At 66.9% G+C, this 25,267-nt stretch carries 25 protein-coding genes and 1 tRNA gene; 11 read left to right on the top strand and 15 right to left on the bottom strand.

Translation table 11 applies throughout. The features are described from left to right. Positions 1-393: 393 nt before the first annotated feature. Complete coding sequence (gene fdxA, locus F614_RS0107130; RefSeq protein ID WP_018876291.1) at positions 394-717, bottom strand: ferredoxin FdxA; 324 nt, start codon at positions 715-717, stop codon at positions 394-396. 453 nt (positions 718-1,170) lie between these two features. Beyond that, a complete protein-coding gene (mutS, locus tag F614_RS0107125; protein WP_019558614.1) occupies positions 1,171-3,816 on the bottom strand; it encodes a DNA mismatch repair protein MutS in 2,646 nt (881 codons plus the stop codon). Positions 3,817-3,950: 134 nt separating this feature from the next. Between mutS and F614_RS0107120 the strand changes: the two genes are divergently transcribed. The 11 genes from F614_RS0107120 to F614_RS0107075 all read left to right on the top strand — a co-directional run bounded on the left by F614_RS0107120 (position 3,951) and on the right by F614_RS0107075 (position 12,955). Further along, positions 3,951-4,253 carry a PilZ domain-containing protein gene (locus F614_RS0107120; protein WP_019558613.1) on the top strand — a complete coding sequence of 101 codons (303 nt, stop codon included), beginning with the start codon at positions 3,951-3,953 and terminating at the stop codon, positions 4,251-4,253. A 7-nt stretch (positions 4,254-4,260) separates the two neighbouring features. Next, entirely contained in the window at positions 4,261-4,794 is a 534-nt protein-coding gene (locus F614_RS0107115) for a CinA family protein (RefSeq protein ID WP_018877670.1), read from the top strand. Positions 4,795-4,938: 144 nt separating this feature from the next. Next, the gene (recA, locus tag F614_RS0107110) at positions 4,939-5,985 is read left to right on the top strand and encodes a recombinase RecA (RefSeq protein WP_018876294.1); all 1,047 of its coding nucleotides are present in this window, start codon (positions 4,939-4,941) and stop codon (positions 5,983-5,985) included. Then, positions 5,960-6,448, top strand: a complete 489-nt coding sequence (locus tag F614_RS0107105) for a regulatory protein RecX (protein WP_026329826.1) — start codon at positions 5,960-5,962, stop codon at positions 6,446-6,448. Before recA ends, F614_RS0107105 begins: the two co-directional genes overlap by 26 nt. A gap of 378 nt (positions 6,449-6,826) precedes the next feature. Beyond that, positions 6,827-7,117 (top strand): GIY-YIG nuclease family protein, encoded by a 291-nt coding sequence (locus F614_RS0107100; protein WP_018138519.1) that lies wholly within the window; start codon positions 6,827-6,829, stop codon positions 7,115-7,117. A 390-nt stretch (positions 7,118-7,507) separates the two neighbouring features. Beyond that, positions 7,508-10,117: an alanine--tRNA ligase gene (gene alaS, locus F614_RS0107095; protein WP_019558611.1), complete on the top strand. Its 2,610-nt coding sequence runs from the start codon at positions 7,508-7,510 to the stop codon at positions 10,115-10,117. Positions 10,118-10,446: 329 nt separating this feature from the next. Continuing rightward, entirely contained in the window at positions 10,447-11,691 is a 1,245-nt protein-coding gene (locus tag F614_RS0107090) for an aspartate kinase (protein WP_018866033.1), read from the top strand. A gap of 68 nt (positions 11,692-11,759) precedes the next feature. Then, complete coding sequence (gene csrA, locus F614_RS0107085; RefSeq protein ID WP_026279180.1) at positions 11,760-12,017, top strand: carbon storage regulator CsrA; 258 nt, start codon at positions 11,760-11,762, stop codon at positions 12,015-12,017. A gap of 93 nt (positions 12,018-12,110) precedes the next feature. After that, positions 12,111-12,201 (top strand) — tRNA-Ser (locus F614_RS0107080). Positions 12,202-12,320: 119 nt separating this feature from the next. Further along, the gene (locus F614_RS14830; RefSeq protein ID WP_155986836.1) at positions 12,321-12,515 is read left to right on the top strand and encodes a hypothetical protein; all 195 of its coding nucleotides are present in this window, start codon (positions 12,321-12,323) and stop codon (positions 12,513-12,515) included. Continuing rightward, positions 12,512-12,955, top strand: coding sequence for a hypothetical protein (locus F614_RS0107075; RefSeq protein ID WP_019558610.1), 444 nt, complete (start codon positions 12,512-12,514; stop codon positions 12,953-12,955). Before F614_RS14830 ends, F614_RS0107075 begins: the two co-directional genes overlap by 4 nt. A 36-nt stretch (positions 12,956-12,991) precedes the next feature. Here F614_RS0107075 and F614_RS0107070 read toward each other — a convergent pair whose 3' ends face one another. From F614_RS0107070 to cydD, 13 genes are all read right to left on the bottom strand, one after another. Continuing rightward, a complete protein-coding gene (locus tag F614_RS0107070; RefSeq protein ID WP_019558609.1) occupies positions 12,992-13,633 on the bottom strand; it encodes a hypothetical protein in 642 nt (213 codons plus the stop codon). After that, positions 13,630-13,845: a hypothetical protein gene (locus F614_RS0107065; protein WP_019558608.1), complete on the bottom strand. Its 216-nt coding sequence runs from the start codon at positions 13,843-13,845 to the stop codon at positions 13,630-13,632. Before F614_RS0107065 ends, F614_RS0107070 begins: the two co-directional genes overlap by 4 nt. 327 nt (positions 13,846-14,172) lie before the next feature. Then, positions 14,173-14,601: a hypothetical protein gene (locus tag F614_RS0107060; RefSeq protein ID WP_019558607.1), complete on the bottom strand. Its 429-nt coding sequence runs from the start codon at positions 14,599-14,601 to the stop codon at positions 14,173-14,175. Continuing rightward, positions 14,601-15,656, bottom strand: a complete 1,056-nt coding sequence (locus F614_RS0107055; protein WP_019558606.1) for a hypothetical protein — start codon at positions 15,654-15,656, stop codon at positions 14,601-14,603. The genes F614_RS0107060 and F614_RS0107055 overlap by 1 nt, the downstream gene beginning before the upstream one ends. 68 nt (positions 15,657-15,724) lie before the next feature. Beyond that, positions 15,725-16,138, bottom strand: coding sequence for a hypothetical protein (locus F614_RS0107050; RefSeq protein WP_231378036.1), 414 nt, complete (start codon positions 16,136-16,138; stop codon positions 15,725-15,727). After that, positions 16,128-16,727, bottom strand: a complete 600-nt coding sequence (locus F614_RS0107045) for a hypothetical protein (RefSeq protein WP_019558604.1) — start codon at positions 16,725-16,727, stop codon at positions 16,128-16,130. Before F614_RS0107045 ends, F614_RS0107050 begins: the two co-directional genes overlap by 11 nt. A 526-nt stretch (positions 16,728-17,253) precedes the next feature. Continuing rightward, entirely contained in the window at positions 17,254-18,327 is a 1,074-nt protein-coding gene (locus tag F614_RS0107035) for an AAA family ATPase (RefSeq protein ID WP_019558603.1), read from the bottom strand. Further along, positions 18,324-18,776, bottom strand: a complete 453-nt coding sequence (locus tag F614_RS13960) for a hypothetical protein (RefSeq protein WP_019558602.1) — start codon at positions 18,774-18,776, stop codon at positions 18,324-18,326. The genes F614_RS0107035 and F614_RS13960 overlap by 4 nt, the downstream gene beginning before the upstream one ends. Continuing rightward, complete coding sequence (locus F614_RS14455; protein WP_081618381.1) at positions 18,776-18,967, bottom strand: AlpA family transcriptional regulator; 192 nt, start codon at positions 18,965-18,967, stop codon at positions 18,776-18,778. Before F614_RS14455 ends, F614_RS13960 begins: the two co-directional genes overlap by 1 nt. Positions 18,968-19,089: 122 nt before the next feature. After that, complete coding sequence (locus F614_RS0107025; RefSeq protein ID WP_019558601.1) at positions 19,090-19,965, bottom strand: hypothetical protein; 876 nt, start codon at positions 19,963-19,965, stop codon at positions 19,090-19,092. Then, positions 19,962-21,161: a site-specific integrase gene (locus F614_RS0107020; protein WP_026329825.1), complete on the bottom strand. Its 1,200-nt coding sequence runs from the start codon at positions 21,159-21,161 to the stop codon at positions 19,962-19,964. Before F614_RS0107020 ends, F614_RS0107025 begins: the two co-directional genes overlap by 4 nt. 744 nt (positions 21,162-21,905) lie before the next feature. Further along, entirely contained in the window at positions 21,906-23,579 is a 1,674-nt protein-coding gene (gene cydC / locus F614_RS0107015) for a thiol reductant ABC exporter subunit CydC (protein ID WP_019558599.1), read from the bottom strand. Continuing rightward, a complete protein-coding gene (gene cydD / locus F614_RS0107010; protein ID WP_019558598.1) occupies positions 23,572-25,191 on the bottom strand; it encodes a thiol reductant ABC exporter subunit CydD in 1,620 nt (539 codons plus the stop codon). Before cydD ends, cydC begins: the two co-directional genes overlap by 8 nt. Positions 25,192-25,267 lie beyond the last annotated feature (76 nt).

Raw genomic sequence — 25,267 nt, 5'->3', positions numbered from 1 at the left:
ACGGCTTTTCGGAAAACCGGTTGCAACTTGCGGAAATCGCGGGGAAAAACCGGATGGAACGAGGTGGCTACCAGGCGAGACAGCTCTGCGGGGGCGGACGCTGGCCCGTGGCCATGCGGAGGTCCTGCATCGGGCAGGGGGGCGAGGTTATGGCCCGGTGACGGGAATGCCCCGATACGCCGGACGGCTGGCGCCTCGACGGCCGCGCGGCGCGCAGGGTCAGCTCAGCGAGGAGCTGCGCGCGCGAGGCGGATCATGCAGGGGGCGTGTTCGGCCGTGTGGGCGCCACCGTAGAAGGGAAATGAGCGGTAGCTGCAGCTGCAGTGGCAGTGGCTTCCCAATACGAGCCCCGGGGCTGCGTCCGGGGCTCGCGAGCGGGGCTGGCGCTCGAGGCTAGCGTTCGAGGTACTGCAACTTGTTCTCGACGCCGTCCCATTCCTCGGCGTCTTCCGGCGGGTCCTTGCGCGCGGTGATTACCGGCCAGGTGCGAGAGAGCTCGGCATTCAGCTCGATGAAATGCATCTGGTCCTCTGGCACGTCGTCCTCTGGCAGTATGGCTTCGGCCGGACACTCCGGTTCGCACAGGGTGCAGTCGATGCACTCGTCCGGATCGATGGCCAGGAAGTTCGGGCCTTCATGGAAGCAGTCGACCGGGCAGACCTCGACGCAGTCGGTGTACTTGCACTTGATGCAGTTATCGATAACGACGAACGTCATGGTGTTTCTCCCTTTTCATTCAGTCTTATGACCGGTCGTTTCCGCTGACCGCCCTGGCCGAGCGTGAACCGGCCGTGGCACAGCCAGCCGGCAGGATTTCGTCGCATTGTAACGCCTCACCCGCGGCTGTCGGGAATCCCGGGCGAACCCTGGCCACATTCGGGGGCCTCGCGCCAGCGGCGGACCGATTGCCGTGGCCCCTCCGGGACCTCGCAATGACAGGGGAACCATCTCGTCACCGCAAGGAGTGGCCACTCCTCAACCCCTCACCGCAGCGCGCAACCCTCCCCTTAATCCATCATCGCCAGGAGCGGCCATCGCCTTAACCGTCATCGCGAGGAGCGAAGCGACGTGGCGATCTCTCGAGGCACCCCCGGCGCGGGGTCACTCGGTGAATTCCGATGGTTCCGAAAGTGATTGCCACGGCCCCTTCAGGACCGCGTAACGAGCCCGTCAATCCGGGTTGCGCAGGGCCTCCTTCATCCGGTAGAGCGCGTCCAGGGCCTCGCGCGGGGACATCTCGTCCGGGTCCAGGGTATCGAACAGGGCCTTCAGGGCGCGTTCTTCCGGGGCCGGCGCGGGGCGCGCCTCGGGCTCCGGCTCGGCGGCCGCTGGCCCGGGCGGCGCGGTGAACAGGCCGAGCTGGGGCGAGTCGGCGGCCGCGGCGCGGTCCTCCAGCTCGCGCAGGTGGGTGCGGGCGAGTTTCAGCACGTCGGCCGGTACCCCGGCCAGTTGCGCGACCTGCAACCCGTAGCTCTGGTTGGCCGGCCCCTCGCGGACCTGGTGCAGGAACACGATGCTGTGTTCGTGCTCCATGGCGTCGGTGTGCACGTTGGCCACGGCCGCTTCGCGTTCGGCCAGCGCGGTCAGCTCGAAGTAATGCGTGGCGAACAGGGTCAGCGCGCGGTTGTGGCGCGCCAGGCGTTCGGCGCAGGCCAGCGCGAGCGCCAGCCCGTCGAAGGTGCTGGTGCCGCGCCCGATCTCGTCCATCAGCACCAGGCTTTCGGGACCGGCGTTGTGCAGGATATTCGCGGCCTCGGTCATCTCCACCATGAAGGTGGAGCGCCCGGAGGTCAGGTCGTCGGAGGCCCCGATGCGGGTGAAGATGCGGTCCACCGGCCCGATCTGCGCCCGCGCGGCCGGCACGAAGCTGCCCATGCAGGCCAGCAGCACGATCAGGGCCGTCTGGCGCATGTAGGTGGACTTGCCGCCCATGTTGGGCCCGGTGATCACCAGCAGGCGGCGCTCTTCGGGGTCCAGTTCGGTGTCGTTGGCGACAAACGGCGCGTCCAGACCGGCCTCCACGACGGGGTGGCGGCCCTGCTCGATGCGGATGCCGGGGTTCTCCACCAGTTCCGGGCAGTGCCAGTCCAGGCGCTGGGCGCGCTCGGCCAGGCAGGCGAGGGCGTCCAGTTCGGCGAGCGCGTCGGCGATGGTGCGCAGGCGCGGGGCGCGGCCCTGAAGCTCGGTGATCAGGCCCTCGAACAGGGCGCGCTCGCGGGCCATCGCCTGCTCGCGGGCGGAGAGGATCTCGTCCTCGAAGCGCTTGAGTTCCTCGGTGGTGTAGCGCTCGGCGTTCTTCAGGGTCTGGCGGCGCATGAAGCGTCCGGGCAGCTCCGCCGAGCGCGTGCGCGAGACCTCGATGTAGTAACCGTGCACGCGGTTGTAGGCGACCTTCAGGGTGGGGATGCCGGTGGCCTCGCGCTCGCGTGCCTCGATCTCGCGCAGGAACGAGTCGGCGTCGTGCTCCAGTGCGCGCAGGCGGTCCAGCTCGGCATCGAAGCCTGGCCGGATCATGCCCCCGTCGGTGACGCGCAACGGGGGCTCCTCGACCAGCGCGGCGGCCAGAGTGGCGCTCAGGTCGGCCTCCGGGGCCAGGGCCTCATGCAGGGCCTGCAGGGCGTCGCTGTTCCCGGCCACGGGCGTCAGGGCCTGGTGCAGCGGCGGCAGGCGTTCGAGGCTCGCGAGCAGGGCGGTCAGGTCACGTGGGCGCGCGCTGCCAAGGACGATGCGCGACAGGATGCGTTCGACATCCGCACTACCGGCCAGGGCCTCGCGCAGCGGCGTGGTGGCGCCGGCCTCCAGCAGCGCGGTGATGGCGGTCTGGCGCTCGCGGATAATGGCGCGGTCGCGCAGCGGCTGGTGCAGCCACTGCAGCAGCCGGCGCGAACCCATCGCCGAGCGGGTGGTGTCCAGCAGGGCCAGCAGCGATCCCTGGCGTTCGCCGCCGAGCGTCCGGGTCAGTTCCAGGTTGCGGCGGGTGGCCGGGTCGAGCACCAGCATCTGGCTGCGCAGTTCGTGCGCCAGACCGGTGATGTGGGCGAGATCGCCGCGATAGCGGTTCTGCACGTAGGCGAGCAGGGCGCCGGCGGCGGCGATGCCGAGGTCGAGGCCGTCGCAGCCGAAGCCGGAGAGGTCGCGGGTGCCGAAGTGTGTGGTGAGCACGCGCCGCGCGGAGACGCCGTCGAAGTGCCAGTCCGCGTGGCGTTGTGGCGCGAATCCGTCGATCCCGGGGATCGGCGCGGCCTGATCGGGGATCAGGCATTCCACCGGGTCCAGACGCGCCAGCTCGGCGGCCAGTTCGGTCGCGTCGCGCACCTCCAGCAGGCGGAACTGGCCGCTGGCGAACTCCAGACTGGCGATCCCGTAGCCCTCCTTGCGGCCCTTGATTGCGGCCGAGCCGGCGGGGCAGACGGCGACCAGCCGGTTGATGCTGCGGGCCTCCAGCAGGGCCTCTTCGGTAACCGTGCCGGGGGTGACGATGCGCACCACCTCGCGTTTGACCGGGCCCTTCTGCGCGCCTACCGCGCCGGTCTGCTCGCAGATGGCCACGCTCTCGCCCAGCTTCAGCAGGCGCGAGAGATAGCTCTCCAGGGTGTGCACCGGGATCCCGGCCATGGGGATCGGCTGCCCGGCGGACTCGCCGCGCCGGGTCAGGGTGATGTCGAGCAGCGAGGCCGCGCGCTCGGCATCGTCGTAGAACAGCTCGTAGAAATCGCCCATGCGATAGAGCAGCAGCGTGTCCGGGTACTCGGCCTTGATGCCGAGGTACTGCTGCATCATCGGGGTATGGGCGGAAAGGGGTTCGGCGGTGCTCATCGGTTCGGCTGCGCTCGATCCGGGCAAACGCGCAGTATACGGATGCAGCGCGCCACATGGCAGGTGGGTCTGGCCTGGCATGTTGTGCCACACTCGAGGCCGTGCGGCGGACGCCACGTCAGGGAGGGGCGAACATGATCGGGGAAGAGGATCGGCGCAATCACCGGCGGATGCAGGTGCAGGGCGAGGCGCGCATGACTTGGCGCTCCAGCGGCGAGTCGGTCGCGGTGCGGCTGGAGGACCTGTCGGCGACGGGCTGTGCGTTCGTGATCCAGCGCGAGACCGACCCGGGGGTCGATGTCAGCGTGGTGGTGCCAAGTCCCGATGGCCGCCTGGCGGGGCTGGAACGCCACGGCCGCGTGGTGCGCTGCGACGCCGTCGATCCAGCCGATGGCGGCGGCTGGCGGGTTGCGGTCGCCTTCGATACGGAGGGATGATCGCGCCATGACCGCCGCATCCAGCAGCACGATCCTGACTTCGGGGGAAACCGACGCCCCCGGCCTCTCCGCGCTGGTGTACGACCTGGGCGAGCGCCTGATGGCACGGGGCGAGCGTCTATGCACCGTGGAATCCTGCACCGGTGGCGGCATCGCCCAGGCGATGACCGATGTTCCGGGCAGCTCGCAATGGTTCGAATGCGGCTGGGTGGCGTACTCCAACGCGGCCAAGACGGCGATGGTCGGGGTCCCGGCCGAATTGATCGCGGAACACGGCGCGGTCAGCGAGGCCGTGGCCCGCGCGATGGTCGAAGGCGCGCTGGCCCGCTGCGACGCGGATCATGCGCTCTCGGTCACCGGGATCGCCGGGCCCGGTGGCGGGACCGCGGACAAGCCGGTCGGTACGGTCTGCTTCGGCTGGCAGACGCGCGGCCAGGAGGTGCGCGTCGCGACCCGCCATTTCCCCGGCGAACGCCACGCCGTTCGTCTGCAGTCAATGCTCCACGCCCTGAGCGAACTGCTCGCCCACGAGGCGGCCTGACGCCGCTCGGGGCGGGTTTCGTGCCCGGCATTGATCCGCGCAGGATCCCGGGTTGGGTCGTTCCCCGCCCTGTGGGATACTGCGGCCCCGTATCCGGCCCGCAACGGGTCGGAAACCATCGCTGCAAGTATCGGGAGGCAAACCGTGGACGAGAATCGCAAGAAGGCCCTGACCGCCGCACTGGGGCAGATCGAACGCCAATTCGGCAAGGGCGCGGTGATGCGCATGGGCGATCAGCAGGCGGTCGACGTCCCCGCGATCTCCACGGGCTCCCTGGCGCTGGACATCGCGCTGGGCATCGGCGGCGTGCCGCGCGGGCGCGTGGTCGAGATCTACGGGCCGGAGTCCTCGGGCAAGACGACCCTGACCCTGCAGGTGGTGGCCGAGGCGCAGAAGGTGGGCGGTACCGCCGCGTTCGTGGATGCCGAGCATGCGCTGGACCCGACCTACGCCGAGAAGCTGGGCGTGAACGTGGACGACCTGCTGGTCTCGCAGCCGGATACCGGCGAGCAGGCGCTGGAGATCGCCGACATGCTGGTGCGCTCCGGCGCGGTGGACGTGGTGATCGTCGACTCGGTGGCCGCGCTCACGCCCAAGGCGGAGATCGAGGGCGAGATGGGCGATTCCCACGTCGGCCTGCAGGCACGCCTGATGTCGCAGGCGCTGCGCAAGCTGACCGCCAACATCAAGCGCTCCAACACGCTGGTCATCTTCATCAACCAGATCCGCATGAAGATCGGCGTGATGTTCGGCAGCCCCGAGACCACCACCGGTGGCAACGCGCTCAAGTTCTACTCCTCCGTGCGCATGGATATCCGCCGTATCGGCGCGATCAAGAAGGGCGACGAGGTGATCGGCAACGAGACCCGCGTAAAGGTCGTGAAGAACAAGATGGCGCCCCCGTTCAAGGAGGCCTACTTCGAGATCCTCTATGGCGAGGGTATCTCGCGGGTCGGCGAGATCATCGAGATGGGCGTGAAGGAAGGCCTGATCGACAAGGCCGGCGCCTGGTACAGCTACAACGGCGAGCGTATCGGCCAGGGCAAGGAGAACGCCCGCCAGTACCTGAAGGACAACCCGCACATCGCCGAGGAAGTCGAAAAGACCCTGCGCGACCGCCTGCTGCCGAAGCGCAACAAGGCCGCGGCGGAGGACGCGCCGGTCGATGCCCCGGTCGAGGAGCAAGGCTGACCCGGCCGACCCGGAGGCCGCGCTGGAGGCGGGCCTCCGGTTGTTGGTCCGGCGCGAACACTCCGCGCTGGAGCTGAGCCGCAAGCTCGCCGAACGCGGCTTCGAGCGGGAAGCGGTCGATACCGCGCTCGAGCGCGCGCGCGAGCTCGACTACCTGAGCGACACCCGCTACGCGGACTTTATCGCCCGCCACCGCACGGAGCAGGGCTACGGCGAACAGCGCATCCGCGCCGAACTCGCCCACAACGGTATCGGCAGCGATACCGTCAATGCCGCCCTCGAGGCCCTGGAGGTCGACTGGACCGATCAGGCCCGCGGCCAGCTCGAACGCCACTTCCGCCACCCCCCCGAGACCCGTGAGGACGAGGCCCGCATGCTCCGCCACCTGGCGGGGCGCGGCTTCCCCGGCGGCGTCGCCCACCAGGCCCTCGCCGCCTGGAAAGACGACGCTGGTATCTCCTGACCGATTGCTTCGTCGCTTCGCTCCTCGCAATGACGGGTTTGGAGGAACGTTATTGCGAGGAGCGAAGCGACGAAGCAATCCCCGAGAGAACCACCAGATCCGGGGTCTGGCCGGACCCAGCCGATTGCCACGGACCCTTTGGGGGCCTCGCAATGACGTATTTCTGACCCCGTCATTGCGAGGAGCCCCGCGACGAAGCAATCTGTGTCCAGAGCCACCCGACCCAGACGCCGAGTGATCCACCAGCTATTGCCACGGCCCTTTCGGGGCCTCGCAATAACGTCCTTGTGTAGGGGGCACGCTAGTATCTCGGTGGTGAATGGCCGAAAGGATTCTCGGCCGCTGAGTACCAATGTGCAGTCGCCCAGGGAGGGAGCGATGAAACAGCCCTGTGTCTACATGATGAGCAACCGTCGTGACGGGACCCTCTACGTGGGTGTGACCAGCAACCTGGTGCAGCGGGTCTGGCAGCATCGCTCGGGAGAGGTATCCGGGTTCACCAGCCGCTACGGTCTGCATCGGCTCGTATGGTTCGAGCAATGCGTGGAGATGGAATCCGCGATTGAGCGCGAAAAGCAGCTGAAGGCGGGCCCGCGGCGCAGGAAGGTTGCGCTGATCGAGCAGGTGAACCCCGGGTGGCGGGATCTGTTCGACGACATCGTGGGTTGAACGCGACTGGGGAGGTCCTTGCCGATCGCTTCGTGGCCGCGCGCCTCGCAATGACGGCGATCATGGTGCGTCATTGCGAGGCTGCGAAGAGGGCGTGGCACTCGGCCAGGCCTGGCCGGAATCGGGATCGGGGGGTTCCGTAAAGCGATTGCTTCGCTACGCTCGCAATGACGGGACAAAGACGACGTCATTGCGAGGCGCAACGCGACGAAGCAATCTGCATCCACGGCCACCTGATCCAGGCGTCGAGTGACCCACCGACGATTGCCACGGTCCCTTCGGGGCCTCGCAATGAGGGGCAACATGGCCCGAAGGCGGGCCCGGCAATACGCGGCTGGGGCGCTTGCGTGATAGCATTCCGGGTTTGACCCCAACGCTCACCGGAACCGCATGAAAAGCGCCGACATTCGCCGGAGTTTCCTCGAATTCTTTGAAGGGCATGGCCATACGATCGTGCCGTCCAGCCCGCTGGTACCGGGCAATGATCCCACGTTGCTGTTTACCAACGCGGGCATGGTGCAGTTCAAGGATGTGTTCCTCGGGCGCGAGAAGCGTCCGTATACCCGGGCGGTGTCCACGCAGCGCTGCGTGCGCGCGGGCGGCAAGCACAACGACCTCGAGAACGTCGGCTATACCGCGCGCCACCACACGTTCTTCGAGATGCTGGGCAACTTCAGCTTCGGCGACTACTTCAAGCGCGACGCGATCCACTACGCCTGGCAGTTCCTGACCGAGTCCATTGGCCTGCCGCCGGAGAAGCTGTGGGTCACGGTCTACGAGACCGACGACGACGCCTACAGCGTCTGGGCGAACGAGATCCAGGTGCCGGCCGAGCGCATCATCCGCATAGGCGACGACCCCGATGGCGGTTCCGACAACTTCTGGCAGATGGGCGATACCGGCCCCTGCGGCCCCTGCACCGAGGTGTTCTACGACCACGGTCCGGAGGTCGAGGGCGGCCCGCCCGGCTCCCCGGACGAGGACGGCGATCGCTACATCGAGATCTGGAATCTGGTGTTCATGCAGTACGACCGCGACGCGGACGGCACGCTGAACCCGCTGCCACGCCCGTCCGTCGATACCGGTATGGGACTGGAGCGCCTGGCCGCCGTGCTGCAGGGCGTGCACTCCAACTACGAGATCGACCTGTTCCAGGACCTGATCGCGGCCGCCGCGCGCGTGACCGGGGCGAGGGAAAAGGATTCCGCCTCGCTGCGCGTGATCGCCGACCACATCCGTTCCATTGCCTTCCTGATTACCGACGGCGTGCTGCCGTCGAACGAGGGCCGCGGCTACGTGTTGCGCCGCATCATCCGCCGCGCCGCGCGCCATGGCTTCAAGGTGGGCGCGCAGGACGCCTTCCTCTACCAGATGGTCGGCGACCTGGTGCGCGCGATGGGCGAGGCCTTCCCGGAGCTGGCCGAGGCGCAGGCGCAGGTCGAGAAGGTGCTGGAGAAGGAGGAACGCAAGTTCCTGGAGACGCTCGACAAGGGCATGAAGATCCTGGAAGACGATCTGCGTGACCTGAAGGGCACGGTGATCCCGGGCGAGACCATCTTCCTGCTGTATGACACCTATGGCTTCCCGGTGGACCTGACCGGCGATATCGCCCGCGAGCGCGGCCTGGAGCTGGACATGGCGGGCTTCGAGTCCGCGATGGCCGACCAGCGCGCCCGGGCCCGCGCCGCCAGCCACTTCTCCATGGACGACGGCGGCCTGCCGCAGGTCGATCTCGAGACCACATTCTCCGGCTACGAGACCGTCGACGACGAGGGTCGCGTGGTCGCGCTGTACCAGAACGGCGAGCCGGTCGAACGACTCGAGGTCGGCGCCGAAGGCCTGGTGGTACTGGACCGCACGCCGTTCTACGGCGAGTCCGGCGGCCAGGTGGGCGATGTCGGCACGCTCAGTGGCTCCGGCGTGCGCTTCCAGGTCGCTGATACCCGCAAGCAGGGCGCGGCGCACATCCATGTCGGCCAGGTCCGCGCCGGCACGCTGGAGGTCGGCCAGACGCTGCAGGCCGCGGTGGAAGGCCCGCGCCGCGAGAACATCCGTCGCCATCACTCGGCGACCCACCTGCTGCACAAGGCCCTGCGCGACCAGTTGGGCGACCACGTCCAGCAGAAAGGTTCGCTGGTGGACCCGGAGCGCCTGCGCTTCGACTTCACCCACATGGAGCCGCTGACCGACGAGCAGCTGCGTGCCATCGAGGCCCAGGTGAACGCCGAGATCCTGGCCAACGAGGCCACCGATACCCGCGTGATGGACATCGAGTCGGCGATGGAGTCCGGCGCGGTCGCGCTGTTCGGCGAGAAGTACGGCGATCAGGTCCGGGTGCTGAAGATTGGCACCTCCGTGGAGCTGTGCGGCGGCACGCATGTGGATCGTACCGGCGACATCGGCCTGTTCCGCATCACCTCCGAGGGCGGGGTGGCGGCCGGTATTCGCCGTATCGAGGCGGTGGCCGGCGAGGTGGCGCTGCGCTGGGTCGACCAGCAGCTCGGGTACCTGGATGCGATCGCCGATCGCCTGCGCGCCGGGCGTGGCGAGGCGGCCGACAAGGTCGCCCAGTTGCAGGAGCGCTCGCGCGAACTGGAAAAGCAGATCGAACAGCTCAAGGGCAAGTTGGCCAGCCAGGCCGGCAGCGATCTGGCCTCGCAGGCGCAGGAGGTCGGCGGCGTGCAGGTGCTGGCCGCGAAGGTCGAAGGCGTGGAGCCCAAGGCCCTGCGCGACATGGTCGACCAGCTCAAGCAGAAACTTGGCAAGGCGGTCGTGGTTCTGGGTACCGCCACCGGCGAGGGCAAGGTCAGCCTGGTGGCGGGCGTCACCAAGGCCGAGACCGGCCAGTTCAAGGCCGGCGACCTGGTCGGTCATGTCGCCGCGCAGGTGGACGGCAAGGGCGGCGGCCGCCCGGACATGGCGATGGCCGGTGGCCAGAGCCCGGACAAACTGGATGCGGCGCTGGCCTCGGTCGCCGACTGGGTGCGCGAACGGGCCTGACGGTTTCCGTCACTAGCACGCCCGTCATCGCGAGGTGCGCAGCGCGGTGGCGATCTCCAGGCGGTGGCCCCGGCGCTGGAAGGCGGGTGGTTCCGGTGGCTTCGGACGGCGGTTGCCGCGGCCCCTGACGGGGCCTCGCAACGACGGTGGTCTTGTCATCGCGAGGCGCGTAGCGCCGCGGCGATCTCCGGGGGATAGCGCCGCCGCTGACGGGCCTCGCAACGACGGATATTTTGTTGTCTAATGGTGGCCTTTTAAGTAAACGCTAATGGATGGGGTGCGCCCTGTCCGGACGGCCGCAAGGGCCGGGCACGGAACGGAATCTTCAAATGGCGTTGCTGGTACTCAAATTTGGCGGCACCTCGGTGGGCTCGCCCGAACGCATCCAGGCGGTCGCGGAACGCGCCCTGAAACTGCGCGAGGAAGGGCACCAGCTGGTGATCGTGGTCTCCGCGATGAGCGGCGAGACCGATCGTCTGCTGGGGCTCGCCCACGCGCTGAACCCGCGGGCGGATGGCCGCGAGCTGGACGTGCTGCTGTCCACCGGCGAGCAGGTCACCATCGCGCTGCTGGCGATGGCGCTGGAGGCGCGCGGCTGCGACGCGCGCTCCTACACCGGCGCGCAGGTGACCATCCGCACCGACAGCGCGCATAACAAGGCGCGCATCCGCAGCATCGACGATGCCCGCGTGCGGGGCGACTTGGACGCCGGGCGCGTGGTGGTCGTGGCCGGTTTCCAGGGCGTGGACGAACACGGTGCGATCACCACCCTGGGCCGGGGGGGCTCGGATACCACCGCAGTCGCGCTGGCCGCGGCGCTCAAGGCCGACGAGTGCCGCATCTACACGGATGTCGACGGCGTCTACACCACCGATCCGCGCCTGGTCCCGAATGCCCGCCGGTTGCACAGCATCACCTTCGAGGAGATGCTGGAGATGGCAAGCCTCGGTTCCAAGGTGCTGCAGATCCGGGCGGTGGAATTCGCCGGCAAGTACAACGTCCCGTTACGAGTGCTGTCCTCGTTCGAGGAAGGACCGGGGACCCTGATTACCACGGAGGAGGATGCGCAGGTGGAACAGGCGCTGGTTGCGGGTATCGCGTTCAATCAGAACGAGGCCCAGCTGACGATTCAGGGCGTCCCCGATCAGCCGGGGGTCGCGCATCGCATCCTCGGCCCGATCGCGGAGGCCAATATCGAGGTGGACATGATCGTGCAGAACGTGGGCGCGGATCAGACCACCGACTTCACCTTTACGGTTCATCGCAACGACTACGACAAGGCCCTCGAGATCCTGCAGGCGGCGGCCAGGGACCTCAACGCCCGCGAGGTCGCCGGCGACACCCACATCGTCAAGATCTCCGTGGTGGGCGTCGGCATGCGCTCGCACGCCGGCATCGCCAGCAAGATGTTCGAGGCCCTGTCGCGCGAAACCATCAACATCCGGATGATCTCCACCTCGGAAATCAAGATCTCCGTGGTGGTGGATGAGAAGTATCTCGAACTTGCGGTACGTGCATTGCACGATGCATTTGAACTCGAACACGACCCAGCCGGTCAACAGGAGGACGGTTAAGGATGACAGACCGTAAAACGGTTACCGGACGACCGACTCCGTCCGACACAGGCACTGCGGAGAAGAGCATGCTCATTTTGACTCGACGTGTGGGCGAGACCCTCATGATCGGCGAGGATGTGTCCGTCACCGTCCTGGGGGTCAAGGGCAATCAGGTCCGCATCGGCATCAACGCGCCCCAGGACGTCGCGGTCCATCGCGAGGAGATCTTTCAGCGCATCCAGCGCGAATCGAACGTCGCCGGCGGTGACGGCGGCGGGGAGAACTCCGGTGGCGGTGGTAGTACCGGGGCCGGGGGTGTGGCCGCAGGCGCACGCGACGACTGAACCCTCGGCAGGCAATGTCAGGGCCCGGAGGCGGATCACCGCCTGCGGGCCTTTCATTTGGCCGCCCAAGAACGTATCCTGTGCCGCGTTTCCGGAGAGTTGGCCGAGCGGTCGAAGGCGCTCCCCTGCTAAGGGAGTATGGGTCAAAAGCCCATCGAGGGTTCGAATCCCTCACTCTCCGCCACCTATTCAATAAAATCAGTGAGTTAGGGGTGGATATAAGATCCGTCCCCTCATTGATCCCCTGATTCGCGAGGCTCTTGCGTTTCCCCTTTCTAGCCAGCCACGAAAGGAGAAAGCGCTATGTCTCAGTACAAAGCATCACCCCACCGCTGCCAGGCGGCCACCACGCACGGCACCCGCTGCCGGAACTCCGGCACCCAATGGGTCGCACTGAATCACGAAACCGAGTCCCTGCTGTGCCCGGAGCACCAGCGCCACGCGCGGGAAGGCCGGTTGCGCGTATGCGAATCCCAGCCCCGGGAGGTGTTCGCATGAATGCACCGGAGCCGATTAACGAAACCGCCCCCGCCACGGACTGGAACCATGAGGTCTCGAAACGTCTCCAGCGACTTCAGACTATCGAACAGTTCTCCGGGCTGATCGCGGAAGGTGCGATGGACGATAACCACTGCATGTACTGGTGGGTTGAGAACGAGATCCGCACAGCTCGCGAATACCTGGATAGTCTCTATCGCGAGTTCGGGGCGAGGAAAAAGGGAAACCCCGGATCGGAACAGGTGCTGACGGACCTAGACAAGCGCACCCTTCGCCTCCAGACGATAATCGAGGCCGGGCGCATGCTCGTGGAATGCAATGAAGCGCCATCGGCGATCTGGTTCTGGATCGCCAACGAAGCGGCCGCAGCGGACGAACTGATTGGGCGCCTGTGGGACGCGTGCCGGGAAGCGTCAGGATTGAAGACAGTTACCGTGTGAGCCCCACCGAAAAGGGCCACCGGAGGTGGCCCTTTTCTACTTCTGAACCCTCGCGATCGCGCGGTCAATCCGGAAGCGAAGTTCAGACTCAAGGTTGCGCAGGTAGACTTCCTCACCGCGCTTAATCACCTGCTCCTGCACCCCTGCCTGACGAAGCATATCCGGAACAGACAAGCTGTAGAGATCCTTGATCGGTTGGCGAAGGATTTGTTGGCCCTTGCGCGGTCCCCGGCGAATCTTGCGGCCCGCGTAGCTGCCTTTGCCGGGGCGTTTCTTGGCACCCGACCGGATGAATACGCGGCTGGAAGGAAGTCCCTCTCCATCACCGAAGAACGCTCCGAAAAGAAGTTTGCGGCCGGTCGAATGGCGCACATTAACCGAGACGCCACGGCGGGTCTGGCGGGCGCCGAAACGCGATAGTGGTATCCGTTCGCCGCTCGAGATCATCATCGCCTCGTGTCGCTGCCGCGTCGGGCGACGGACCTGAAAGGTCGATTTGACTTCCGCAGCCGACAAATTGTAGGTGCGTCGAATCGACTTGCTGGCTTCGGTACGGGACGCGGTCACCGCCCTGTTGAGCGCACGGGTAATGCTGTCGGGGAGGATGTTCCCCGACATCTCCATGGCCAGGTCCTCGAGCCTGTCGAGGGAGGCGCCTTCGGTTTTGAGATGAATCATTGCTGTGTTCCTCCCCGGAGCGTGCTCTCGATGCGCTCCATCAGATCCTTGTAATTCTCGCCGACCATCAGCGTTTCGGGAGCCCCAAGCAGGAACACCTCGGAATCACTCAAGGCATCTCCGGTTCCCGGCCACTCCTTCAGGCCGCACACGCGGTCCGCGCGGATATAGATGGCGTTGCGGCGATGGCGGTCTACGGTTTCAATGAACATCGTTTGTTCCTCGGTGAAGAATTAGGGCCGGTTTCTCCCCGGGGACCGGCGGCCCCTTGGAGTGCGTCAGTGGTCGCACTCGGGAGGATCAGCGCAACGTGGGGAGGAAGCCAGAAAAGCCCAAGCCGCGCTGAATTCCTTGGTTACTTCAGCGCCACCGCCTGCTCACCCGAGCAATGGCCGGTCCGTTCAATCTCTCCCGCGACCCGCTGCACCCAACGCCAATGCCCCGTAAGCAACTCGCTTGCATGCTGCCCGGCCTCATGGGTGGCAATGGTCCGGCGGTCCCGGGGATACCGGGGCCACGTCGCACTGCGGGTCGCCTCGTTACAGTTCATCGCCCGCGCGCTCCAGCGTCTCGGAGTGCGGCCGGTGAACGGGAAGGTCCCCAAGGTCCTGCGGCGGCTCCTGGTTGGCCGTGGCGAGTAGCTGCGGTGTCAGTCCCGCTTCGAGCGTGGCGAGGCCACCCGCGGCCCGCACGCAATGCCGATACCGCACAAAGGGCTTGATCGCCTCGGGCAGGGTCTGCTCGACTTCGGCGGCCATGCCCTTCCAGTAGGCGGCGTGCGCATCGGTTGCCGCTTCGAGCGCGGCCTCGACTTCGGTTTCCAGTCGTTCGGCCTCGACACGCCAGCGGGTCACGTCCTCGGGGCGGTGGTCGCTGCGGGCCGCCTTCAGCTTGTCGAGGGCGTTCTCGAGCTGCCGCTCAACCTTGGCGAGCCGTTTCATGGCGGCGTTGTAGTCCTTGACGCTCATCATGCACCCCCACGAATGGCACCCAGCCGCCCCATGGGGACCACGCCGATATCCGCGCGAACGGTGAACGGGGTCCCGTCCATGGTGGTGTCATTACGCGCCGGGGATACGTCGGTGGGGCGCTGTCCTTCGCTCGACTCCAGGAACAGGCGACCGACGACCGGGGCCACGGCGGGGCTTGCCAGAAGATACCAGCGGCCAGATGCGAGCCACGGCGCACCGATCACCTGGATATCCGCGCCAATGTCGTGGATCAGCTTCAGGGCGGCGTACTCCAGATCCGGGGCTACAATCAGAAAGGCCGGGCGGAGGTTGGACTTGTTCTTGGAGGGCGTCGGCTGGTTGCGCATGGCGGCCATGGCAGCACCCAGGCTGGAGGCATCCAGGGGATCGCCCACCACGTTGTTATGCGCGGCGTGGAACATCGGCTCGCCATCGCCCAGGTCCGGATTATCCTCGAGCATCGAATAGACCAGCTTCCCTTCGGTGCGGCCGGTGGCGGCGCCCAGGTTGCCGAATACGCTGGCCACCAGGTCCACGTCATCATTGATGATCGCCTCGCGCGATACCAGGATCTTGCGGCCGTAGGTGTGGAGTTGCGCATGCAACCCACCGGAGACCGTCACCACGTCGCCTTGCTTGAACTCCGCGCCTTCGGGTGTCCGTGGCAGATCGTCCAGAACATCCGCGTGCGGGAACTCCGCAGGCAGGAAGTTCTTCATCGGCACGGGCGCGGTGAAGGCCCGGTGTTCAGCAGCCTGCTGGTCGTACCGCAGGCCGGTCACGGTGGCAATGGCCTTGCCCAGGGCGAACCCGAAGGCGTTGGATTTCAGGCCGGCGGCCAGCGCCTTGCGGCGGTCATCGCCCAAGGGGCGGTTCTGCTCGAGGCCCTGCACCAGGGCATAGTCCTCGGCAAGATCCCGCAGCTTGACGTCCTCGCGCGCCATACGCTCCGCGACCGGGTGCGGCCGTTTCGGGGCCAGACCGGCGCGAATGGCGATCCAGTCGGGCAAGGCGTCCAGCGCGTCGTTAATCCAAGGGGTTTTGTTCGACATGGTAGGCTCCGGCTATGGGTATACGAAAGACGATATACCTGGAGCATTGAAACGGCGCCGCCAATTTTTCAGTAGCCGCGCGTGGCCAGATCGTAGATGCGCCGCTGCGAGCGTGCCGGCGGTGCCCCCGATCGCAGCACATCGAACAGCGCGCGCCGGTACGGCGCCAAGTCTGTGCCGTCCGTATGTCGCACACGCGGCCAGGTGCTTGCCTCAAACCGCTTCAGGTCCCGCGCGAGGCGCCCGGCGCGATCCCAGGCAGACAGCTCCGAATCCGGATCGAGGATCATGGCCGCTTGCTTTAGGGCACGATTGCGCACGCGTAGAAGGTCCGTGCCGGTCAGGTGCAGGGCATTCTCGAGGGCATCCCCGTCCAGGTAGCGCCGTAAGCCGGTGCGCAGCCAACGGGCCGCCTCGGGCGGCATCTCGCCCGATTCAGTCTCAAGGGCGCGCACCGCCTGCTGTAGCAGCTCAAGACTCACTCGCGCACCCTTGGCCCGCTGGGGGCGATTGGGCAGCGGAATCCCCTTCCCCCTTTTCCGGTTCCACGGGAACATCCCCGATAACCAGGGCGGCGGCGTCGGACTCGAACGGTTCCGGGGTCAGGTCCAGGTCGCTGATATCCAGGGAAGTGCCGTCCTCAAGATCGGTGCCATCGTCCGGAGCGCCCGCAGCGGCCCCGGCCGCTTCGGCAGCCGCCTCTTGTGCCTCCAGCGCTGCGGCCAGGGCATCCATGTAGAGCTCGTCCAGTTCGGCACGGATCGTGCCCGGGGCCTCCAGTTCCACCAGGTGCTCCAGGCGAGTGACTACCGCATCCATCAAGCGATCCCCGGCCGCCTCTAGCATCGCCACATTCGCCTCGGCTTCGTCCGCCCGAGCGGCGGCGCGTTCGGCTCGGTTTTCGGCCGCCTCGGCACGTTCCAGGGCCTCCCGGAGCTCGGTCCGCAGCCCCGCCATGTCATCCATGACGGGTTTCAGCAGCGTGGCGCGCAGACGGGCCGGGTCGCCATGCTGTAGCACCCGCTCGGTGGCCTTCACCGGATCCAGGCGGCCGGACGGGTCCAGCAGCACGCGGCCCTCCTTGACCCACCGGGATACCGTCTGCCGGGAGACGTTCAGCATCCTGGCGAACTGCGCAGGCCGAACGCGGACGCCAAGGTCCGGCTCTGGCAAAAGTGACAGGTCCGCCCCGTGGCCATCTTCGGCGGTTGTTTCGTCTTCGGTTGTCATGGTGTAACCCGATTGGTTGCCTTTATTCCAAGCCCTCTAACTAGCGAAAGATCGCGCCTCAATGCACCCGCACCTCTGCACTTGCCAGAAGGACCCGCGCCGCCCTGGTTTGTCCGATCTAGAGCGTCCGAACCGACCGAAACCGTCCGATTCCGTCCGCTCCGGTTTACCTGTCCGGGTGTCCGTCCGTCCGGTGTGTCTTTAGACACCGGACGGACGGACACCGGGCACCCACCATTGGGGCTTCGGGCAAGGCTGGTTCGGGTCCCCTGGTAAAAGGGGCAAGTCCCCGAAAGCCCGGTGCGGAGTAAAGTCACCCCGAACAGCGGGTGTCCGTCCGCAGTCACATGCGCCCCGCGCCGGACGGTCATGTGAGCCACACATGCAGCTCATTCGTCTCAATGTGGCCGTCCCGCTTCAACGCTGTGCGCACCTCGTACCAGCGGTTCCTCGGCATCAGCTCGGGCACGCAGGCCGCGCGCCAATCGTCCAGCAGCACCCGCACGGCATCAGGCTCACGGCCTGCCGCTTCGATATTGGCGCGCTGCTTTGCATCAAGCTCTCGGAGCACCTGAAGGGCTTTGCGCTGATTGGCCCCAAGCGCGGGTGTGGAGTGGGCAGGGTCGACGTCGCTGGGATCCAGGACCACCGAGGTCACCGCTGAACCGTCGGCCATCTGTAGACCGGGAAGGTCAACCTCTCGCAATCGCAGGCCTACAGGATCAGGAAGGGGCGCATCCTTCATCTTCTGCGCCCGCAATTCGATTTGGCCGCCTTCATGCAGGCACAGGCGATATTCGGCATCCAGGGCACCTTTGAGCGCCATCGCGCCCCGGTGCCGGGTCTTGTCGCCGTGGCCAGTGTGGTGCACCAGCAAAAGCGTGCATTGGTAGCGCTGGATCAGTTCGTCGCACGCCGCAATGAAGCGGCCCATATCCATGGTGCTGTTCTCATCGCCGGGTCCGAAGTTACGGGCCACGGTGTCGACCACGATCATGGCCGGGGCGCCGGTGCTGGTGACCAGCTCATCAATGCTGGCCGTCAGCTCCTGTACCTTCTCGGCATCACCGAGCGGAACGGGGCCGGTGGTGACAGCCAAGGGCACATCATCCAGCGCGATCTCCTGGTCATGGGCAATTGCATGGATGCGGCGGGCGAAACCTCCGTGCCCTTCGCCGGCGACGTAGATCACGGGCCCGGATTTCTCGACCGCGTGACCACACCACGACCCGCCGATTGCAACAGCAAAAGCCCACGCGAGGGCGCAGAAGGTTTTGCCGGCACCAGGATCACCGAAGATCAGGGCCAGCGTGCCGGCTTCCAGAACATCGCCTATCAGGTATTCGGGTGAGCGGGCTTCGAGGTCTTTGGCGAGGACCAGACGCACGGAACGGGAAACCGGGTCATCAGGCACCGGAACAGGAATGGTTGGCGCACTCATGCACGCACCGCCTCAAACAAGGTGCCATCCTGCCCCAGGACCCGGCGCACGCCGTCGCGCATCAGGGCTTCCACCAGCGCCCGCAGGAATGCCCCGTCAACGTCACCCTCACGGACCAGAAGCACCGGGTCGTGGCCTGCTATGCATCGCCAGTCCATTGCGGTGGGGTCATTGTCTACAGGAGCGACCACCACCAGTTGCGTCGCCTCGGGCCCGTTCCAGGTATAGCCGTTACCATTGATCCTTTCGTGGGCCCACCGCCAGGCAGCCGGGCCCGTCACCACCCAAACGGTGGCGTTCGGGTCACGCAGTCGAGCGGCTTGCCGCTTCGCGTAGGGCGGTAGCCGGCGGCCTCGGGTGCTATAATCGTTAGCGAGCGCACCCCTGTGCTCATCCCCCGCGCCCCGCGCCGTCCCACCGGCCGGGGCGTTTCTGTTGGCGGCAACCATCAGACGCTCTCCCGGGCGCGATCAGCTTCCCAGGCTTGCAGGTCTTCAAGTCGCCAGCGGGTACAGCGCGGACCCAGCCGTATCGGCTGTGGGAACCCCCGGGAGTGAATCCAGTACCACGGGGTCTTGGGGTGGATGTTGTACCGGCGAGCGAGGTCGCGTTCCGAAAGGAATTGAGTCTGGTCGGCCATCTGTGTACCTCGTCACGTTGTGTTGTGACGGGTACATTCGCGGTTGCGGGCGGGGCTTGTCGGGGACGGTTGGACTGGAATTCGGAGGGTGAAATATCCCCCCTCGGTCTTGAATTGCAACGTTACCGGGCCGCCAGGAACCGGGACCATTTGGGATCGTTGCCTTCGGCCTGGTCACGCAGATAGTGCCGGGCCTTCTTGATCGTGTCAGGCGTGTAATCGATCGGTTCTGCGACCAAGCGCAGTAGAGTTGCCATGTCTGTGTCATCAAGGCGGAAGGCCTTGATGGGTGCGGTCCGCGGGTCAGCATCGGATTCAAGGGGGAGATGGCGACCCGCTTGCCGAAACTGCGCATGCCAGAGGATGCGCAGGAGTCGTCGAGGGCCGCGGTATCCTTCTGCGCTCGCGCGCATATCCGGATGGTCGGGTTCCGGAAAGGTTTCTGTGAAGCGGTCGGCCAAGCCCTGAAGCACTTCAGAGAGGGCGGGCCAGTATTTCCAATCGTACCTGTGGTCCAGGTGTTCAATGGGGGGCAGCGTGTGAGCTTCCGCGAGAAAGCGGGTTTGTGGGTCCGAATGAGTCAAACCGGCCATCAACCAATCCCAAGGGTTGCCGGCGGAGTTCACTGAAATCCCGTGCTCCGCGGCAACGGCATCGCGCTGTTCGATGAGGTTTGCCACTTCCCTCAGCTTCAACTCTATAGCTTGTTCGATATGTTCTACCTCCGCGGCCGCATTCTCAGTTGCCTCGATCTCCCTCCGGTTTGCCAACCCCATCGGCACCAGAATTCCGTCCAGCAGGAATATCTGCCGATGAAAGGGCGGGGGAATCCCCTTCGCGAGGTTCGCGAACACGCGGACCATATCCGGGCGGTTACGGTCGGCCCGCATCTTCCGTGCGATGGCCCGCTCGCTCTTGAAGCTCGCGTGTTTCGTGACTTCCTCCAGCATCGGCCAGCCCCACTGTGCGGCGCGCTCCATGTCGGTCCGAGCGTTCATGCGCCACCCCAGGCCGCGAATTCGGCCCATTCCTGCATCAGCGCGCGGCGCTTCTCGAGCAGGTCTCCGCGGCGGTATGCGCGCTCCACCGCGTTGGGGATGACGTGGGCGAGAGCCATCTCGCAAACTTCGTTCGGGTAGCTGGTGGCTTCGGCGGCCCAGTCCCTGAAGGTCGAGCGGAAGCCGTGCGGTGTTGCGTCGACCTCCATGCGGCGCATCAGGGCGGAAAGGGCCATGTCCGAAAGGGAGCCGCCCTTTGGCGCCGGGAACACATACGGCGTTCCCTCCATGCGTGGTAGGTGTTCGAGCAGCGCCAGAGCGGGTCCGGACAGGGGAACAACGTGTTCTTTGCCCGCCTTCATCCGTTCCCCCGGCACAGTCCAGGTGCCGGCGGCGAGGTCGATTTCATCCCATACCGCACCGCGGACTTCACCGGAGCGGGCGGCCGTCAGGATTGTGAACTCCAGGGCCCGCGCGGCGATCCCTTCGCGATCCCGCACCGCGGCCATGAAGGCCGGGAGTTCCGGCCAGGGAAGCGCCCGATGGTGTTTCACCTTCTTCAGCTTCGATGGGGCCGGAAGGATGGCGTCCAGGTTGCCGCGCCAGCGGGCTGGGTTGTCCCCCTGGCGGAACCCCGACACTGTTGCATAGTCCAGCACCTTTTCGATGCGTCCGCGCAGCCGGCTCGCGGTCTCGGGTTTCTCGCGCCAGATCGGTTCAAGTACCTGGAGGACGTGGGGGAGCTCCACGGTGTCGACAGGTAGCGGGCCCAGGATCGGGGATGCGTAGGAGGAAAGCGTGGATTTCCACTGCGCGGCATGCTTCGCGTTGCGGAACTCTGCGGCTTTCGAGGTGAGGTAGCGCGCTGCGCATTCGTCGAATGTCAGGGCCTTGGCGTTGGCAACCAGAAGCGCGTTCTGGCGTTCCTGCCGCTCAGCCAGGGGGTTGCGGCCTTCCCGGATCGCCTGGCGCATGTCGCTTGCGGTCTCGCGCGCACGGGCCAGGCTTACTTCGGGGTATGGACCCAGGCCGATTTCCCGGTAGCGGCCAGCCATGCGGGTCCGGAGCAGCCAGTATTTTCGGCCGGTTTCAGTGATCCGAAGCCGGAGCCCGGCAACACCGCCAACGGAGTGCTCACCCGGCCGGGTCAGTCGGCGCACAGCCAGCGCTGTCTTTTCCTCCGCCAAACGTGGCATCCCCTTATCCATCCCCTTAAAGCGGTTGCAATTCAACACTACGCTAGACTACAGTAAACGACAAGGGAAACGAAGGAGTGAAGCAGGAACAGAGGGTTATACGGTAGTTGGGGGTTGCCTAGGGTCGCGAACGCGCGGACTCACTCTCCGCCAAATCCTGTGAAGGGGCCCAAGTGGCTCCTTTCGCACGTCTGGCCCCAGCATTTCCGGGATTCGAACCCGAGATATGAGAACGATGGTTCGACCGGTGGCGCGCAGCGACACCGGAACGCCGCAGCGCAGCGAAGGCGGCCCGAAGGGCGACCGGCGCAGCCGGGCGTAATCCTCACTCTCCGCCAAATCCCGCAAAGGGGCCCAAGTGGCCCCTTTCGCACGTCTGGCCCCCGAGATTTCCGGGATTCGAACCCGAGATATGAGAACGATGGTTCGACCGGTGGCGCGCAGCGACACCGGAACGCCGCAGCGCAGCGAAGGCGGCCCGAAGGGCGACCGGCGCAGCCGGGCGTAACCCTCACTCTCCGCCAAATCCTGTGAAGGGGCCCAAGTGGCCCCTTTTGCACGTCTGGCCCCCGAGGTTTCCGGGATTCGAACCCGAGATATGAGAACGATGGTTCGACCATTGGCGCCCTGCGGCGCCAGCACGCCGGAGCCGGCCGTCACCCCCTTACTCTCTATAGTCCCCGGCGACGAGGTCTGCGCGGCGCTGTTCGCATTTCGACTGCGGGGTATCCCTTCGGTCCGGGTTCAGGAGAGGGCGGGGCGGCCGAGATCGAGGCGGGGCCAGTCGCGCGGCAGGGATTCCGGGGCGTGGGTCACGAGCAGGCACTGGCGCTGGTTCAGCCACGGGCCGATGCGGGACAGGACGCGCTCGAGGGTCCTCGGGTCGAGGCCGGCGAAGGGTTCATCGAGCAGGACGACGGGACGGTCCTGAAGGAGGATCGCCGCCAGGGCGAGCCGGCGCCGCTGGCCGCCGGAGAGGTACGAGCCAGCTTCGCCGATGCGGTAGTCCAGACCTTCTCCCGTGCCACGCACGGCATCCGCCAGATCCACCTGCTCCAGAGCCTCCCACAGGGCCGCATTGCTGAGATATGTGTGACGCGGCTCCAGGATGTCGCGGAGGGTGGTGTCCGGCAGTTGCACTCCCTGAGGCAGGTAGCTGAGATGGCGGTACCGGTTGTCGGCCGAGATTCGATCGAGATCGTCGCCGCCAAGCGCGATGCGCCCGGTCAGGGGCGGCAGTTCGCCGGCGAGGGTGTCCAGCAGCGTGCTCTTGCCGCGCCCGCTGGCCCCGCTGATCACCAGTGGACGGCCACGCGCGGGGGCGAGGTCCAGGGGGCCGAGCAGCGGGCGTTCGCGGTGAAAGCCGATGGTCAGGCCGTGGGCCTGCAGCACGGGGGCGTGGTCGGCAGGGGCCGGGCGTGCGGCCCCTGCCGGGGCCTGCCCGGCTGCTTCGAGATGCTGCACGCGCCCTGCGGCCTTCAGGCTCTCGCCGGCACGCCACCACGCCCCGGGCAGGCTGCCGAGGACCTCGCCCAATCCCAGGGTCATCAACGGTAGCAGTACCGCCACAGGCGCGCTCAGGGTCCCGTCGCGGTACCAGCCCAGCGCGAGAACCAGCATCAGCAGCGCGGATGCGCCGACCACGGCCTGCACGGCCTGTTCGGACCCGACGCCAAATGTCTCCTGGGCGCGTTGCTGGCGCGCGTAGGTCGCGTTCTCGCGGCGCAGCGAGGCCTCGTGTCCGCGCGCGCGGTCGTAGGCCAGAAGCTCGGCCAGGCCGCCAAGGTAGTCGAACAGCCCGATGCGTTCGCGCGCCCGGGCCTGCACCAGCGCGTGGCTGCGGCGCTGCCCGGCCAGTGCAAGCAGCGCGGAGACGGCAAGTGTTGCAAGACCGGAGACGGCGAGCACGGCCGCGGCGGGCCAGGGCGCCAGCCAAATGGCGATGACCAGCGTGACCACGAGGCTGATGGCCGCGGCGACCATCGGTCCGACCACCCGCAGGGGCATCCCATCGAGGGTGTCGATGTCGCTGGTCAGGCGGGTCTGCAGGTCGCCACTGCGGTAGGCGCGAACGCGTGCCATGGGCAGTGCGGCGAGCCCGCGGAAGCTGTGGCCGCGCAGATCGGCCAGGCTGCGCAGCACCGCCTCGTGACTGACCAGACGCTCGAAATAGCGTGCCAGGGTGCGGCTGATCGCGGCGGTACGGATGCCACCGGACGGTACGTAGAGGTCCAGGGTGGCCAGAAGTCCGGCGCCGGCCAGCGCGGTCGCGGTGATAAACCAGCCGGACAGCGCCAGCAGGGCGATCCCGGCGATCCAGGTCAATGCCAGCAGGCCCCAGGCGCCCCAGTACCAGACGCGGCGCCGGCGGAAGACGCGGTGCAGAAAGGCGAGGTTGGCGCGGGTTTCGTCACGCATGGGGTGTCTCCGGCGTGACCGGCGCCAGCTCCAGCTGTTGCGGGCAGCGCCGGTGGATGGCGGCATGATGGCTCGCGATCACCAGCGTCAGGCCACGGGTGTCGGCCAGCCGGAACAGCGTGTCCAGGAGTGCCTCTTCGGTCTCCACGTCGAGCGCGCTGGTCGGTTCGTCGAGCAGCCAGAGGCGGTGCCCGGAGAGCAGTGCGCGCGCGACGGCGACCCGCTGGGCCTGGCCGCCGGAGAGGCCGTGCCGGGCCTCGCCGATGGCGGTGTCCAGGCCGTCGGGGAGCTCGGGCGCGTCGAGGGGTAACCCGGCCTGTTCCAGTGCCGTGGCCATCTCTGCATCGGGGATCATTCCGTGGCGGGCCAGCTGCAGGTTTTCGCGCAGGCTGCCGTGGAACAGATGGGCATCCTGGTCGATCCAGGCGAAGTGGCGGGCCCGGGCATGGCGTTGAATGCGGCCCTCGGTGGGGGGCAGAAAGCCGGCACATACCGCCAGAAGGGTGGATTTTCCGCTGCCACTGGGGCCGGTCAGTGCGAGATGCGCCCCCGCTTGAATCTCGAGGTCGAGATGATTGAGGACCGGTGTGCGCTGACCCGGGTAGTGCACCATCACATCCTCGAGTTTCAGCAAGGGGTCGGTCTCGTCCCCGCCGGTGACCTCGGTGACCGCGGCTGAAGCCTCGGCCCCGTTGGGCGAAGCAAGCGCGGGAGCGAGGCTCTCGGCGGCGGCCAGCGCACCGGCGCGGTCATGGTAGCTCTGGGCGAACTGGCGCAGGGGCAGGAAATACTCCGGCGCCAGCAGCAGGATGAACAACCCGGTGAACAGGGTGATGTCCCCGGCCGGGCCATAGTCGATGGCGCCGAACAGGGCGAAGCCGATGTAGATCGCGACCATGCCGATCGCGACCGCGCTGAAGAACTCCATGATCGCCGAGGACAGGAATGCGACCCGGAGGGTGCGCATGGTCAGGCGGCGTTGCTGGTGGCTGCGCTCGACGACCTCGATCTCGGTGGCCGTGATGGCGCGGGCCCGGCGCAGCCAGTCCAGGCTGCGGATGCGGTCGAGGAAGTGCCCCGCCAGACGGTTGGCCTCCTCTTGCTGACGCCGGTGGATCTGTTCCGCACCCATGCCGACGATCGCCATGAACGCCGGAATCAGCGGGGCGGCGAGCAGCAACAGCAGGGCGGCGAGCCAGTCCAGCCAGAAGGCCGCAGCCAGGATGGCCAGTGGCGTCAGGATGACCGCCTGGCGGGCCGGCAGGTAACGCGCATAGTAGCCGGTCAGGTCATCCACCCGCGTCTGGAACTGCTCCGCCCAGGCGCCCGCGGTGGTCTGTCCGGCCAGGCGCGCGGGTCCGGCATGCCGGACCTGTTGCAGGAGATCGGTGCGCAGCTGCTGCTTGACCGCAAAGGCGAGGCGGTGTCCCGCCAGGTCGCGCAGGGCCTGGGCGGCATAGCGCAGACCGAGCAAGGCGAGGCCGCCCAGCAGGATGCCCGGCAGGTACGGGGGGTCGGCGGCGAACAGCGTGCCGTGCACCGCCCAGGCCACGAGCCCCGCCAGCGCAATGGTCGCCAGCGTGGCCACCAGCGTGCTGGCGGCACTGAGCACCAGCCAGTGGCGGTGTGGCCGTTGCCGTGCGCGCAGCCATGGCCCCGGCGCGGCACGGTGGTCCGGCGGCGGGGCG

The organism is Thioalkalivibrio sp. ALE12 (assembly GCF_000381105.1).
Taxonomy (GTDB): domain Bacteria; phylum Pseudomonadota; class Gammaproteobacteria; order Ectothiorhodospirales; family Ectothiorhodospiraceae; genus Thioalkalivibrio.
This window is presented reverse-complemented; position numbering and strand designations above follow the sequence as displayed.

Bases quoted from the DNA above. Each gene is read 5' to 3' on its own strand.
- F614_RS0107035 (WP_019558603.1), bottom strand. From the start codon at position 18,327: ATGAGTGCGCCAACCATTCCTGTTCCGGTGCCTGATGACCCGGTTTCC.
- F614_RS0107060 (WP_019558607.1), bottom strand. From the start codon at position 14,601: ATGAGCGTCAAGGACTACAACGCCGCCATGAAACGGCTCGCCAAGGTT.
- F614_RS0107090 (WP_018866033.1), top strand. From the start codon at position 10,447: ATGGCGTTGCTGGTACTCAAATTTGGCGGCACCTCGGTGGGCTCGCCC.
- F614_RS0107100 (WP_018138519.1), top strand. From the start codon at position 6,827: ATGAAACAGCCCTGTGTCTACATGATGAGCAACCGTCGTGACGGGACC.
- F614_RS14455 (WP_081618381.1), bottom strand. From the start codon at position 18,967: ATGGCCGACCAGACTCAATTCCTTTCGGAACGCGACCTCGCTCGCCGG.
- cydC (WP_019558599.1), bottom strand. From the start codon at position 23,579: ATGCGTGACGAAACCCGCGCCAACCTCGCCTTTCTGCACCGCGTCTTC.
- fdxA (WP_018876291.1), bottom strand. From the start codon at position 717: ATGACGTTCGTCGTTATCGATAACTGCATCAAGTGCAAGTACACCGAC.
- F614_RS0107105 (WP_026329826.1), top strand. From the start codon at position 5,960: ATGCCCCGGTCGAGGAGCAAGGCTGACCCGGCCGACCCGGAGGCCGCG.
- F614_RS13960 (WP_019558602.1), bottom strand. From the start codon at position 18,776: ATGGTTGCCGCCAACAGAAACGCCCCGGCCGGTGGGACGGCGCGGGGC.
- F614_RS0107055 (WP_019558606.1), bottom strand. From the start codon at position 15,656: ATGTCGAACAAAACCCCTTGGATTAACGACGCGCTGGACGCCTTGCCC.
- F614_RS0107070 (WP_019558609.1), bottom strand. From the start codon at position 13,633: ATGATTCATCTCAAAACCGAAGGCGCCTCCCTCGACAGGCTCGAGGAC.
- mutS (WP_019558614.1), bottom strand. From the start codon at position 3,816: ATGAGCACCGCCGAACCCCTTTCCGCCCATACCCCGATGATGCAGCAG.
- F614_RS0107020 (WP_026329825.1), bottom strand. From the start codon at position 21,161: ATGCCACGTTTGGCGGAGGAAAAGACAGCGCTGGCTGTGCGCCGACTG.
- F614_RS0107025 (WP_019558601.1), bottom strand. From the start codon at position 19,965: ATGAACGCTCGGACCGACATGGAGCGCGCCGCACAGTGGGGCTGGCCG.
- F614_RS0107075 (WP_019558610.1), top strand. From the start codon at position 12,512: ATGAATGCACCGGAGCCGATTAACGAAACCGCCCCCGCCACGGACTGG.
- F614_RS14830 (WP_155986836.1), top strand. From the start codon at position 12,321: ATGTCTCAGTACAAAGCATCACCCCACCGCTGCCAGGCGGCCACCACG.
- F614_RS0107065 (WP_019558608.1), bottom strand. From the start codon at position 13,845: ATGTTCATTGAAACCGTAGACCGCCATCGCCGCAACGCCATCTATATC.
- F614_RS0107120 (WP_019558613.1), top strand. From the start codon at position 3,951: ATGATCGGGGAAGAGGATCGGCGCAATCACCGGCGGATGCAGGTGCAG.
- csrA (WP_026279180.1), top strand. From the start codon at position 11,760: ATGCTCATTTTGACTCGACGTGTGGGCGAGACCCTCATGATCGGCGAG.
- F614_RS0107115 (WP_018877670.1), top strand. From the start codon at position 4,261: ATGACCGCCGCATCCAGCAGCACGATCCTGACTTCGGGGGAAACCGAC.
- alaS (WP_019558611.1), top strand. From the start codon at position 7,508: ATGAAAAGCGCCGACATTCGCCGGAGTTTCCTCGAATTCTTTGAAGGG.